Origin of the sequence: Pseudomonas sp. UBA6753 (assembly GCF_002453565.1) — a bacterium.
In the GTDB taxonomy this organism is placed as follows: domain Bacteria; phylum Pseudomonadota; class Gammaproteobacteria; order Pseudomonadales; family Pseudomonadaceae; genus Aquipseudomonas; species Aquipseudomonas putida_Z.
Map to the genome: position 1 here is coordinate 268,335 of NZ_DKHD01000032.1, position 13,120 is coordinate 281,454.

General features: G+C 63.3%; 13 protein-coding genes. 3 read left to right on the top strand and 10 right to left on the bottom strand.

From position 1 onward, the window contains the following. Positions 1 to 67 precede the first annotated feature (67 nt). A complete protein-coding gene (locus B2790_RS12910; RefSeq protein WP_025340528.1) occupies positions 68 to 1,378 on the bottom strand; it encodes a sensor histidine kinase in 1,311 nt (436 codons plus the stop codon). Beyond that, positions 1,368 to 2,051, bottom strand: coding sequence for a two-component system response regulator ColR (colR, locus tag B2790_RS12915; protein WP_003255215.1), 684 nt, complete (start codon positions 2,049 to 2,051; stop codon positions 1,368 to 1,370). The genes B2790_RS12910 and colR overlap by 11 nt, the downstream gene beginning before the upstream one ends. 183 nt (positions 2,052 to 2,234) lie before the next feature. On the opposite strand from colR, the gene B2790_RS12920 reads away from it, so the two are divergent. After that, entirely contained in the window at positions 2,235 to 2,963 is a 729-nt protein-coding gene (locus B2790_RS12920) for a phosphatase PAP2 family protein (protein ID WP_085592104.1), read from the top strand. Between the two features lie 201 nt (positions 2,964 to 3,164). Here B2790_RS12920 and groL read toward each other — a convergent pair whose 3' ends face one another. The 5 genes from groL to B2790_RS12945 form a co-directional block, all read right to left on the bottom strand. After that, positions 3,165 to 4,805, bottom strand: a complete 1,641-nt coding sequence (gene groL, locus B2790_RS12925; RefSeq protein ID WP_013974091.1) for a chaperonin GroEL — start codon at positions 4,803 to 4,805, stop codon at positions 3,165 to 3,167. 48 nt (positions 4,806 to 4,853) lie between these two features. Further along, positions 4,854 to 5,147, bottom strand: a complete 294-nt coding sequence (locus tag B2790_RS12930; protein ID WP_003260750.1) for a co-chaperone GroES — start codon at positions 5,145 to 5,147, stop codon at positions 4,854 to 4,856. A 334-nt stretch (positions 5,148 to 5,481) separates the two neighbouring features. Then, entirely contained in the window at positions 5,482 to 5,943 is a 462-nt protein-coding gene (locus tag B2790_RS12935) for an FxsA family protein (protein WP_286918955.1), read from the bottom strand. Positions 5,944 to 6,010: 67 nt separating this feature from the next. Next, a complete protein-coding gene (locus tag B2790_RS12940) occupies positions 6,011 to 6,742 on the bottom strand; it encodes a HugZ family protein (RefSeq protein WP_274120371.1) in 732 nt (243 codons plus the stop codon). Between the two features lie 190 nt (positions 6,743 to 6,932). Next, complete coding sequence (locus tag B2790_RS12945; RefSeq protein WP_286918956.1) at positions 6,933 to 7,943, bottom strand: DUF481 domain-containing protein; 1,011 nt, start codon at positions 7,941 to 7,943, stop codon at positions 6,933 to 6,935. 166 nt (positions 7,944 to 8,109) lie between these two features. Here B2790_RS12945 and B2790_RS12950 point away from each other — a divergent pair, with 166 nt between their 5' ends. After that, positions 8,110 to 8,463 carry an MGMT family protein gene (locus tag B2790_RS12950; protein WP_075046251.1) on the top strand — a complete coding sequence of 118 codons (354 nt, stop codon included), beginning with the start codon at positions 8,110 to 8,112 and terminating at the stop codon, positions 8,461 to 8,463. Between the two features lie 43 nt (positions 8,464 to 8,506). Continuing rightward, complete coding sequence (locus tag B2790_RS12955) at positions 8,507 to 10,054, top strand: AmpG family muropeptide MFS transporter (protein ID WP_025340534.1); 1,548 nt, start codon at positions 8,507 to 8,509, stop codon at positions 10,052 to 10,054. A gap of 133 nt (positions 10,055 to 10,187) precedes the next feature. Here B2790_RS12955 and B2790_RS12960 read toward each other — a convergent pair whose 3' ends face one another. The 3 genes from B2790_RS12960 to B2790_RS12970 all read right to left on the bottom strand — a co-directional run bounded on the left by B2790_RS12960 (position 10,188) and on the right by B2790_RS12970 (position 13,101). Next, a complete protein-coding gene (locus B2790_RS12960) occupies positions 10,188 to 11,432 on the bottom strand; it encodes an MFS transporter (RefSeq protein WP_274120370.1) in 1,245 nt (414 codons plus the stop codon). Positions 11,433 to 11,658: 226 nt separating this feature from the next. Then, positions 11,659 to 12,501, bottom strand: a complete 843-nt coding sequence (locus B2790_RS12965; protein ID WP_015271698.1) for a mechanosensitive ion channel family protein — start codon at positions 12,499 to 12,501, stop codon at positions 11,659 to 11,661. A 114-nt stretch (positions 12,502 to 12,615) separates the two neighbouring features. Next, positions 12,616 to 13,101 carry a YajQ family cyclic di-GMP-binding protein gene (locus B2790_RS12970; RefSeq protein WP_013974099.1) on the bottom strand — a complete coding sequence of 162 codons (486 nt, stop codon included), beginning with the start codon at positions 13,099 to 13,101 and terminating at the stop codon, positions 12,616 to 12,618. Between the last annotated feature and the right edge of the window lie 19 nt (positions 13,102 to 13,120).

Here is a 13,120-nt window from a genome sequence, read left to right on the forward strand (position 1 = left end):
AAGCGTAGGAATCAGGTCATGCTGATGTGAAAAATATGTTGAGCGCCGAATGACCTGTTACAACAGATTACTCGACCAAAGCCTCCGGGTCGCCCTTGGCCGCGGTATTGCTTAGGTCCACCATGAAACGGCAGCCGTGCGGCAAGGTCGAGGTCAGGGTGACATGCCAGCCCTGGTCGTCGCAGATCCGCTGTACCAACGACAGGCCCAGGCCCAGGCCCTCGCCGCGCCGCTCGTCGCCGCGCACGAACGGCCGGAACATCGCCTCGCGCTGCTCCTCCGGGATACCTACGCCGCTGTCCTCCACGCTGAAGCCGTTGGCTTCCAGGCTCAGGCGGATGTAGCCACTGTCGGTGTAGTGCGCGGCATTGCGCAGCAGGTTGCCCATCACCGACTGCAGGAAGGTGGCGTTGTACAGCACCGGGCTGGCACTGACGCGACCATCGAAATACAGGGCCAGGCCCTTCTGTTCGATGGTGTCGCGCCAGACCCCGACCAGTTCGTCCGCCACTTCCCGCAGGGTGGCCCGCGAAGCCACGGCGCCCTCGTCGCGCTGTGCCCGGGCCAGCATCAGGAAGGTCTTGACCAGTTCGCGCATTTCTTCCGTGGCCCGCGCCACGCGCTCCACCTGGCTGCGCGAACGGGCGTCCAGCGTCGGGTTTTCCATCAGCAGTTCGCACGAGGTGGCCAGCACCATCAAGGGCGTACGCAGTTCATGGCTGACGTCGCTGGTGAACAACCGTTCGCGGGTCAGCGCATCGCGCAGGCGGCCCAGGGTATCGTCGAAGGCTACCGCCAGCTGGCCGACTTCGTCCGCGGCATAGTCCGGCGCCAGCGGCGGGGCCAGGCCCAGCAACTGGTCACGGTGGCGTACCTGGCGCGCCAGGCGGATCACCGGCGCCATCACTCGGCGCGCCACCAGCCAGCCGAGGATGACCGCCAGCACCAGGCTGAGCAGGAAGCCCACCACCACCACCGCGAACAGCACGCGCTCGCGCTCCTCGAAGTCGCTCTGGTCCTGCAGCAGCACATAGCGGCGGCCATCGACGATCTCGACCATGGCGTGGTACGACAGCTGATCGCGGAATACCTCGTGGAAGCCGCGGTCGAGGTGGCGCAGGTCCTTGGGCAGCTCGAAGTCGTCACGCCCGCCGCTGAAGTAGAACAGCTGGTCGGGGCGTGGCCGGTGGCTCCAGTCGCTGACGCTGTCCATGCGCAGCAGGCGTTGCAGGTCACCGCCCAGCACCGAGGAAATCAGCCGCTCTTCGACCAGGTGCACGGTGCCGACGATGCCGAAGGCGAAGGCCCCAGCCACCAGCGCGCTCATCAGGGCAAAGGCGATGATGATGCGCTGGGCAAGGCTTTGCTTAAACTCCATCACGGCCCTCGGCGAGGCGATAGCCGACGCCATGGACGGTATGCAGCAGCGGTTTTTCAAACGGCTTGTCGATCACCTGGCGCAGCTGGTGCACGTGGCTGCGCAGGCTGTCGCTGTCAGGGCAGTCATCGCCCCACAGGGCTTCTTCCAGCACTTCGCGACGCAATACGTGCGGGCTCTTCTGCATCAGCACCGCCAGCAGCTTGAGGCCGACCGGGTTGAGCTTGAGCAAGCGGCCCTGGCGGGTGACTTCGAGGGTGTCGAGGTCATAGCTGAGGTCGGCCACCTGCAACGTGCGGCGCCCGCCGCCCTGGGCCCGGCGCAGCACCGCTTCGATGCGGGCGGCCAGCTCCGACAGGGCGAAGGGCTTGAGCAGGTAATCGTCGGCACCGGAGCGGAAGCCTTGCAGGCGGTCGTCCAGTTGGTCGCGGGCGGTGAGCATGATCACCGGCGTATCGCGGCGGGCGTCTTCGCGCAGGCGCTTGCACAGGGTGTAGCCGTCGATGCCCGGCAACATGATGTCGAGCACGATCAGGTCGTAGTGCTCGGTGGCAGCCAGGTGCAGGCCGGACAGGCCATCCTGGGCGCAGTCGACGGTGTAGCCCTTCATGCCCAGGTAATCGGCCAGGTTGGCCAGGATATCGCGGTTGTCTTCAACCAAAAGAATGCGCATCGGTTTCTCCTGTGCGGCGCTTCTCGCTGTGGTGCGCGGCAGGCGCAGCTTAAGGCCTATGCCTGCAGGGTGCCAGCCCCAGGGAAAATTCAGCGCACTTGACGGTTTTTTCACTGATCCTTCACGGACACAGGATAGCGGGCGGCCGACAATGCCCGATCTTTTTCGCGCCCTGGAGCCGTCATGCAGCAACCAACCCGCCCTCGCCCGATCAATTTCTGGCTGTACCTGGGGCTACCCCTGGCGACCGCGCTTGGCCTGATCCTGCTGGAACTGACCTCGGTCGACATGGACATTGCCAACCTGTTCTTCGACCCTGCTGCCGGGCAATTCATCGGCCGCCACAGCTATTTGCTGGAGAACATCCTGCATGACCGGGTCAAGCAGGGGGTGATCCTGCTGGGCGTGATGTCGCTGGTGACCTTTGCTGCCAGCTTCTTCTGGAAGCGCCTGTTCGGCTGGCGCCGTGAGCTGGGCTGCCTGGTACTGGCACTGGGCCTGTCCACGGCGTTTGTCACACCGCTGAAGAAAGTGACCCAGGTGCAATGCCCGTGGAGCCTGACCCAGTTTGGCGGCAAGGAAACCTACAGCAAGCTGCTGGAACCGCGGCCGGCGACCGACAAGCCCGGGCTGTGCTGGCCGGGCGGGCATGCCGCCACCGGGTTCTGCCTGTTCGGGCTGTTCTTCATGTTGCGTGATCGCAAGCCGAGGCTGGCGCGGGTGGCGTTGGCGGTGGCCTTAGTGGCCGGGTCGGTGCTTTCGCTGGGGCGGATGATGCAAGGGGCGCACTTCCTTTCGCACAACGTGTGGACGGCGGTGTTCTGCTGGTTGATCGGCTTGGGGTCGTATTACTTGGTTCTGTATCGTCGGGGAATGGCTGAGGTACCCGCCGCTGAGCGTAGCGTCGCTTGAACCCGGGGCCGCTTTGCGGCCCTTTCGCCGGCAAGCCAGCTCCCACCTCGACCGCATTGACCTCAAGCCATGTGCGATCCCTGTGGGAGCTGGCTTGACAGCGATGGGCTGCAAAGCAGCCCCAATGGCCCCAACAGGAAAACAAAAAAGCCCCGGTTCTCACGAACCGGGGCTTTTCATGGTGCAGGGGGTAAGGCTGGCTTACATCATGCCGCCCATGCCACCCATGCCGCCCATGTCAGGCATGCCAGCAGCTGGCTTGTCTTCCGGCAGGTCGGCAACCATGGCTTCGGTGGTGATCATCAGACCGCCGATCGAAGCAGCAGCTTGCAGCGCCGAACGGGTGACCTTGGCTGGGTCCAGGATGCCCATCTCGATCATGTCGCCGTATTCGCCGGTAGCAGCGTTGTAACCGAAGTTACCCGAACCTTGCTTGACCTTGTCAGCGACAACGCTTGGCTCGTCGCCGGCGTTGGCAGTGATCTGGCGCAGCGGCGCTTCAACAGCGCGACGCAGCAGGGCGATACCGACGTTCTGGTCTTCGTTGTCGCCTTTGAGGTTGGCAATGGCAGCCAGGGAGCGAACCAGGGCTACACCACCGCCAGGCACCACGCCTTCTTCAACGGCTGCACGGGTAGCGTGCAGGGCGTCTTCAACGCGGGCTTTCTTCTCTTTCATTTCAACTTCGGTGCCGGCACCGACCTTGATCACGGCAACACCGCCAGCCAGCTTGGCCAGACGCTCTTGCAGCTTCTCACGGTCGTAGTCCGAGGAAGTCTCTTCGATCTGGGCACGGATCTGCTTGACGCGTGCTTCGATCTCGGTGTCGGCGCCAGCGCCGTCGATGATGGTGGTGTTTTCCTTGGACAGGATGACGCGCTTGGCGTTACCCAGGTGCTCCAGGGTAGCGGTTTCCAGGGACAGGCCGATTTCTTCGGAGATGACCTGGCCGCCAGTCAGGACGGCGATGTCCTGCAGCATGGCCTTGCGGCGGTCGCCGAAGCCCGGAGCCTTGACCGCAGCAACCTTGACGATGCCGCGCATGTTGTTGACTACCAGGGTAGCCAGGGCTTCGCCTTCAACGTCTTCGGCAACGATCAGCAGTGGGCGGCCGGCCTTGGCAACGGCTTCCAGAACTGGCAGCAGCTCACGGATGTTGGAGATCTTCTTGTCGACCAGCAGCAGCAGCGGGCCTTCCAGCTCGGCAACCATGGTGTCCGGCTTGTTGACGAAGTACGGCGACAGGTAGCCACGGTCGAACTGCATGCCTTCCACGACCGACAGTTCGTTTTCCAGGCCCGAGCCTTCTTCAACGGTGATCACGCCTTCTTTACCGACTTTTTCCATGGCTTCGGCGATGATTTCACCGATGGAGTTGTCGGAGTTGGCGGAGATGGTACCTACCTGGGCGATGGCCTTGGAGTCGGCGCATGGCTTGGACAGGTTCTTCAGCTCGGCGACGACGGCAGCGGTGGCCTTGTCGATGCCGCGCTTCAGGTCCATCGGGTTCATGCCGGCAGCGACGGCTTTCAGGCCTTCGTTGACGATGGCCTGAGCCAGGACGGTAGCGGTGGTGGTGCCGTCACCGGCAGCGTCGTTGGCCTTGGAAGCAACTTCCTTGACCAGCTGGGCGCCCATGTTCTCGAAGGCGTCTTTCAGCTCGATTTCCTTGGCGACGGAAACGCCGTCCTTGGTGATGGTCGGCGCGCCGAAGCTCTTGGCCAGCACCACGTTACGGCCTTTCGGGCCCAGGGTCGCTTTTACCGCGTCAGCCAGAACGTTGACACCAACCAGCATTTTCTTACGAGCGGAGTCGCCGAATTTTACGTCTTTAGCAGCCATGATCGTTTAATCCTTGGAATTCTTTGGAGTAACGGGAAGTCGGGGAAATCAGCCTTCGATAACGGCGAGGATTTCGTTTTCGGCCATGACCAGCAGGTCTTCGCCATCGACTTTCACGGTGTTGCTGCCCGAGTAAGGGCCGAAAACCACTTTGTCACCCACTTTCACGGCCAGCGCGCGAACTTCGCCGTTGTCCAGGATGCGACCGGTGCCGACGGCGACGACTTCGCCGCGGTTTGGTTTTTCAGCGGCCGAACCCGGCAGGACGATACCGCCAGCGGTTTTCGATTCTTCTTCGCTGCGACGGATAACGACGCGGTCATGCAGAGGACGAAGCTTCATTGTCGATCTCTCCCAAATAGTGGTTTTCATCGGCCGGTGTCGACACCGGCGGTTTGATGCAGTCCGGCGTTGCCGGGGGTGATCCGCAATGGGCGAAGCACCTGTGTAATGTCTGGTGTCACCACCAGAAACCTTGCGGTGACCACATACATGAGGCCGCCATATTCAATTACAAGGCTTGTTTCAGAAAATTTTTCATTAGCGCCTTGGCCCCGCAAAAAGCTGGGGCCGCTGCGCGCCCCTTTTGCGACACAAGGCCGCTCCCACAGGAGGTGTGCATTCCCTGTGGGAGCGGCCTTGTGTCGCGAAAGGGGCGCGAAGCGGCCCCCGGCTATTACTTGTCGCGGCGCTCGTACTCGCCTTCGATCACATTCGGCCGATGCCCGCCATCCTGCGGCCGGGCCTGGAACGGGTCGTCCTGGAAGGCGCGCTGGCGCATGGCCTGGGCCTCGGCACGCTCGCGCATCTTGCGCGCGGCCAGCTGACGGGTGAATGGCAGCAGGCAGAGCAAGCCCAGCACGTCGCTGATGAAACCTGGCAGCAACAGCAGGCCACCACCAACGGCCAGCATCATGCCCTGGAACATGTCCTCGGCGGGCAGTTCGCCACGCTGCAGGCTTTCACGGGCGCGCAGTGCGGTGGCCAGCCCGGCCACGCGCATCACCAGCACACCCAGGGCGGAGCCGGCGATGATCAGCAGCAGCGCCGGGAAGAAACCGATGGCGGCACTGACCTTCACGAAGACGAACAGCTCCAGCACGGGAAACAGTAGAAACAACAGTAGAAAAGCACGCATCAAAGCATTCCTCGTCGGAAGAGACCCTTCCTGTAAGACCAACAAATGGATGCGGGCGCTCGGCTTTTCAACCCTCGACTTCTGTCGCAACCGGCCACTGGTCGGCGCGAGCCAGCAAAACCAGGGCTTCGCGGACTTGTGTCGGCGTGTTGCAAGTACTTGGGAAAGGCAACCAGTACACCGCCTGGCCGATACGCAGGTGCATGCCTTCGCTGTCTACCCCGACCATCTGTGCTGGCGCATGGTTTGGCAGCTCGGTCAGTTGCACATAGTGGGCGATGGCGTTGGCGTGGTCGTTGTTCATGTGTTCGACCATGCTTGCCTCGGCTTTACCGGCGAACGGGTTGGCCAGGGTTACCTGGTCAAGCCAGTGGATCGCGCCGAAGCCGCCGATGTAGCGGTGGCGCACCGGCTGCAGCACCCAGAAGTCGAAGTCGTGGGCCTTGTGGTAGTTGGCCGCGTCCGGGAAATAGCGGTAGTAGCGCTCGGCGGCGGCCTCGATGGCGGCCTCCTCCACCAGCTTGTGCGCCTCGGCCATCACCGTCAGGCGCCCCACGGCCTGTACGTCCTCGGCTTCGCGTTCGCCCACCAGCAGCGAGCACTTGGGGTCTTTCTGCAGGTTGTGGGTGTGCTGGGCGATGCGGCTGATGAGGATCAGCGGGTTGCCCTGGGCGTCCAGGCAGTACGGCACGACCGAGCCGAACGGGTAGCCGGGCATCGACTTGGAATGGGTCGAGAGCACGCCGCGGTATTCCTTGAGCAGCAGCTCCCGGGCGGGGCGGATGGCATTGGTACTCACTTGGGGGCGGCTCCTGATATCGGGCTGGATGGGACAAGATAAGCATTATCAGATCCAGTGCCAATGGGGCTGCTACGCAGCCCTATCGCCGGCAAGCCAGCTCCCACACTGACCGCGCAATGCCAAGGCCTGTGCAGTACCTGTGGGAGCTGGCTTGCCGGCGATAGGGGCGCAACGCGCCCCCGGCGGTTTACCAGGTAACGCCAAAGCCTGCGGTATAGCGGGTCTTGTCCAGGTCACTGTCACGCGTACCGGTGATGATGTCCTTCTCCGCCTTGAGGTTGAGCGAGGCCCACTCGGTGACTTTGTAGCGCAGGCCAATCTCGGCATCCAGCGCGTAATCGGCCACGCCACCCAGCGGCTTGGCGAACTCGCCGTTGGTGAACAGCTGCACGTTCTTGCCAATCAGGTAGCGGGTGTAGTCCCACTTCACCGCCGCGGAATAGAAGTTGTCCTTGGCGCCATCCTGGTATTCGAAGTCGGTACGGTTGATCAGCGAACCCAGCGAGAACGCGCCCAGTTCGTCGTCCCAGAACTGGTAACCCGGGCCGGTACCCACGGTGCGCTGGCGGGCGAGGTCTTCGATGCGGTCGCGCTTGTACTCCACGCGCCCCTGCCAGAACCACTTCTCGGTGAGGAAGCGGTCCAGGGCGTACTCGGCACTCCAGTTGTCGGTGGTGGTGACGTCGTCCTTGGTCTCGCGGTTGTATTCGCCTTCGGCGTTGTGCCGCCAACGGCCATGGCGGGCGCTGGTCTTGAAGCCGACGTCGTAGTCGTCGGTGTCGTTCTCTGCGCGCTTGTAGTCCAGCGCCACATCGACGTTGCCCTTCCACACGAAGTCCTCGACCAGCGGCTTGGGCTTCATGATCTGCTCGATGCTGGCCAGCTCCACGGTCTTCGGCGCCTCGCCATTGGCCAAGGTCACCTTGCCGGGCTCGGCGGCCTTCAGCGACTTGGCGCGCTCACCGCTGTAGGCGTCCTGCTTGACCAGCATCTCCTGGTCGCTCTCCAAGGTCTGGACTTCTTTCCAGTCCAGGGCGATGGAACCGCCATAGGGGGTTTCCAGCAGCAGCTTGCCGCCATCGAAGACTTTGATCTTGCCGCTGAGCCGGTCACCGTTCTTCATCCACACGGTGTCGGCGAACACCGGGGAGGCGCACAGGGAAACAGCAAGCAGGCACAACAAGGATCTAGAATTCATAAGCGGGCTATGTTTTGCGGACTACGGGTTCGATTTGGCGAAAAAAGCCGGGCATTATCCAGATAACCACGACCAGAGCAAGGAAAGACCGGGAGCATGCCGTTGAGTTCAACTCTCATTTGCCAGACCGCCGGTCCGGTTTCATCTGCAGCCCAGAGGGGGCCTGATGTCTGACGGATATGAGCACGCCCTCGAGTCCGCCGAGGGCCGACGAACGGCGCTGTATTCGGTACTCGGCCAAGTGCCGGCCGGCAAGGTGGTCAGCTATGGCCAGTTGGCCGAGCTGGCGGGGCTTGGGCGGGCGGCACGCTGGGTCGGGCGTACCCTCGGGCAACTGCCCGCGGACACTCGCCTGCCCTGGCACCGGGTGCTTGGCGCAGGCGGCCGGCTGAGCCTGGCACTGGGTACCCCGTCCGGGGATGAACAACGGGCGCGACTGCGTGCGGAGGGTGTGAATGTAACCAACAATCGTGTGGATATGACGCGCCATGGCTGGCGCCCGATGGAGCACAGCGGTTAGAGTGCGCGCTTTGTTTTCGCAAACTTGAGGCAGATGTTGGCCCATGCCCCGTAAAACCTGGCGCGCTGCGCTTGCTGCCTATGCCAGCCCGTCAACCTTGGTACTTTTGCTGCTCGGCTTCGCTGCCGGTCTGCCTTACATGCTGGTGTTCTCCACCCTTTCGGTGTGGTTGCGCGAAGCTGGCGTGGCCCGCGAGACCATTGGTTACGCCAGCCTGATCGGCCTGGCCTACGCCTTCAAGTGGGTGTGGTCGCCGCTGCTCGACCAATGGCGCCTGCCGCTGCTCGGCAGCCTGGGGCGTCGGCGTTCGTGGCTGCTGCTGTCGCAGGCGCTGGTGGTGGTCGGGCTGGTCGGCATGAGCCTGTGCGATCCGCAGCAGCACCTGTCATGGCTGATCGCCCTGGCGGTGCTGGTGGCCTTCGCCTCCGCTACCCAGGACATCGCCGTCGATGCCTACCGCCTGGAAATCGCCGACGACCAGCGCCAGGCTGCGCTCGCTGCCAGCTACATGGCCGGTTACCGCGTGGCGGCCCTGCTGGCCACGGCTGGTGCACTGTTCTTCGCCGAGTGGTTCGGCTCCACCGGTTTCAGCTACCTGCACAAGGCCTGGGCCGGCACCTACGTCATGTTCGCGGTGATGATGCTGCCCGCCGTGTTCACCACCCTGATCATGCGCGAACCGCCCGTACCCATGCGTACCCAGCTGTCGGCAGCGCGCTATGGGCTGGTGCACCAGCTGGCCTCGGTGTTCGTGCTGATCATCCTGCTGGTTTCGGTACCGGCCAGCTTCACCCAGATGTTCAATACCGGCTGGTCCAGCGTCATCTCCGGTGATGCCACGCCACTGGACCTGCTGCTGGAAGACCGCGCCTTCCTGCGCCTGATCCTCTACGTGCTGCTGACCTGGGCGTGCCTGTCGAGCCTGGGCCGTCGCGGCCTGGCCCCGGTGCTGACCCCGGTCAACGACTTCATCGCCCGCTACCGCTGGCAGGCCCTGCTGCTGCTCGGCCTGATCGCCACCTATCGCATGTCGGACACGGTGATGGGCGTGATGGCCAACGTGTTCTACATCGACATGGGCTTCACCAAGGACCAGATCGCCAGCGTCAGCAAGATCTTCGGCCTGATCATGACCCTGGTCGGCGCCGGGGTTGGTGGCCTGCTGATCGTGCGCTTCGGCATCATGCCGATCCTGTTCATCGGCGGTGTGGCCTCGGCGGGCACCAACATCCTGTTCCTGATGCTGGCCGACATGGGCCCGAACCTGCAGATGCTGGTGGTGACCATCTCGCTGGACAACTTCAGCTCCGGCATGGCCACCTCGGCCTTCGTCGCCTACCTGTCGAGCCTGACCAACCTGAAGTTCTCGGCTACCCAGTACGCGTTGCTCAGTTCGATCATGCTGCTGTTGCCAAGGCTGATCGGGGGTTATTCGGGGGTGATGGTGGAGAAGTTCGGTTACCACGACTTCTTCCTGATCACTGCCCTGCTGGGCGTGCCGACCTTGATCCTGATTGCCCTGCAGTGGCGCCAGGAGGCCGGGCCGGGCAAACCGGTGGCAGAGGAAGGTTCGGCGGCTGAGCGGCCCTGACAGATTTGTATTGCCTGTACTGGCCTCTTCGCGGGCTTGCCCGCTCCCACAGGTAAAGCACTGCCCTTGAGAGCTGTGCAGTCCCTGTGGGAGCGGGCAAGCCCGCGAAGAGGCCGGTACAGGTAATCAAAGATTATTGAGTGACAGCCCCTTCCCCAGGCCTTCCACCCACCACAAACCACAGCGGCCACAGCGCCAAGGCCCCCGCCACGCCTGCCGCCAGGGCAAAGTGCAGCAAGCTGGCCCCGGCGCCAATCATCGCCAGCACCGCCCCACCCAACCCCAGCAAGGCGATGGTGATCATTCCCAGCATGGCCGAGACCAGGCCCTTGCTCTGCTCGCTGGCGAACAGCGTCATGCGATACAGCACCGCGTTGGCCACGCCCAACCCCAATGCGTACAGCGACATGCCCGCCACCACGCTGGTCACGCTCGGCCAGTACCAGGTCGCCAGCACCATCAGGCACAGGCCGGCCAGGTATGGCCACAACGCACCCCGCACCAGCGCCGGCAGCGGATAGCGGTCGGCGATGCGGTTGATGATCAGGTTGCCCAGGATCAGCCCGCCAAACACCGGCAACTGCCACAAGGCGTACTCCATGGTGCTCAGCCCCTCGTCGTGGATCAGCAGCACCGGCGACAGGCCGATCCAGCCAATCAGCGGCAGACCGACCAGGCCCAGAGCCGCGCTACCAGCGACAAAGCGGCGGTTGGCCAGCAACTGGCCGTAGCCGGCCAGCAGCGGCAGCAGGTGGATGGGCGTGAATTCCAGGCGCGAGCCATCACGGCGTTCCACGCCCAGGGTTTCCGGCATCAGCCGGTGAAGCAGCAGCCAGGCCAGAACCGCGCCGATGGCAAAGGCCACGAACAGCCAGCGCCAGTCCAGCCACTGCAGCAGCAAGGTGCCCACCAGCGGCCCAAGCAGTGGCGAGAGCAAGGCGATGTTGGCCAGCAGGGCCATCATGCGCACGGCGTCCGCTTCGCTGAAGGCTTCATTCAGGGCCGGGTAACTGACCGTGACCACAAAACCCAGGCCGATGCCCTGCAGCAGGCGCAGCAAGTTGAACAGGCCGATGTCGTGGACCCAGAAGGTGGCCAGGCAGGCCAGGCCGAAGAACCCGCAGCCGATCAGCAGCAACGGGCGCCGGCCATAACGGTCGGCCAGCGGGCCGATCAGCCATTGCAGCACCACGCCACCCAGCAGGTACAGGTTGAGGGCGTGGGGAATGTATTCGGGGCTGGCGTTCAGGTCGCCGACCACCACCGGCATGGCCGGCATGACGGCGTCGCTGGCCAGGTAGGTGAGCAGCTCGAACAGAGCCAGGGTCAGGCCGAACAGCAAGGCGCGCAGGGGGGTGATGTACAGCAGTGGTTTCATGATGGCGTATCGGGTGTGGCAGGTGGGGTCAGGCTATATGCCAGAAATGGCGGGGTATTGCTGTGAACAAGTGTAATCAGGGCAGAAAAAGCTGGGGCCGCTTTGCGCCCCTTCGCGGGCTTGCCCGCTCCCACAAGTTCGGCGCCGCTCTCGAACCCGGCGCTCGACCTGTGGGAGCGGGCAAGCCCGCGAAGGGGCGCGAAGCGGCCCCGGCTTCAACGCGGTATTACTGCGCTGCAGTCTCCTGCACCACGCGAATCACCCGCTGCGGAAACGGAATGTCGATCCCTTCAGCCTTCAACCGGTCGCGCGCATGCTCGTTGAGCATGAACATCACATCCCAGTAATCGGCAGTCTTGGTCCACAAGCGCAACGACACGGTGATCGAGCTGTCGCCCAGGGTCGCGACCACCGCCTGCGGCGCAGGGTCGGGCAGCACACGCGGGTCCTGCGCCAGCTCCAGCAACACGTTGCGGGCCTTCTGCAGGTCGGCCTCGTAGTCCACGCCCACATCGAACACCACCTTGCGCGTCGGCTGGCGGTTGGTGTTGGTGATGATGCCGTTGGACAGGCTGCCGTTGGGCATGATCACGGTCTTGTTGTCACCGGTGCGTAGCACGGTGTGGAAGATCTGGATGCTGTCGACGGTGCCGGCCACGCCTTGCGCTTCGATCCAGTCACCGATGCGGAACGGGCGGAACATCAGGATCAGCACACCGCCGGCGAAGTTCGCCAGGCTGCCCTGCAAGGCCAGGCCGATGGCCAGGCCCGCGGCACCGATGGCGGCAACGAACGAGGTGGTCTCGATACCGATCATCGACGCCACGCTGACGAACAGCAGCACCTTCAGCACGATATTCGACAGGGTGCTGATGAACCCCTGCAGCGCCAGGTCGGCGTTGCGCAGGCCAACCAGCTTGCCCAGGCGGGCGCTGACCTTGTTGATGATCCACCAGCCGACCGCCAGGGTCAGCAGCGCCAGCAGCACACGGCTGCCGTATTCCATGATCAAGGGAATCCAGGTCTGGGATTGGCGGACCAGCTGATCGACTTCAGCGTTCAAATCCATATTCATCTCCTGATGCCGAGCGGCAAGTACACGGTAGAACAGGCCGCGCGCGATTGCGCAGCCCCGGCCCCCATGGACATCATCTCGCCATCGGGGTTCCGGGTGGTGCCCACATCAGTCGCGGAAGTTGTTGAACTGCAACGGCATGTCGAATTCCTTGGTACGCAGCAGGGCAATGGCTTCCTGCAGGTCGTCACGCTTTTTACCGGTAACGCGTACCTGTTCGCCCTGGATGGCGGCCTGCACTTTCAGCTTGGCATCCTTGATGGTGGCGACGATCTTCTTCGCCAGGTCCTTGTCGATGCCTTCGCGGAACTTGGCTTCCTGTTTCTTTTCCTTGCCCGAGGCGTACGGGTCCTTGGTTTCCAGGCACTTCACGTCGATCTTGCGCTTGACCAGCGCCAGGCGCAGGATTTCCAGCATCGCTTCGAGCTGGAACTCTTCCTCGGCGGTGAGCATCACGGTCTGCTCTTTGTCCTTGAACTCGAAGGTACCCTTGCCCTTGAGGTCGTAGCGGCGGTCCAGGTCCTTGATGGCGTTGTCGACCGCGTTCTGCACTTCGTGCTTGTCCAGTTCCGATACCACGTCGAACGAAGGCATGGTTGTTCTCCCAAAATAA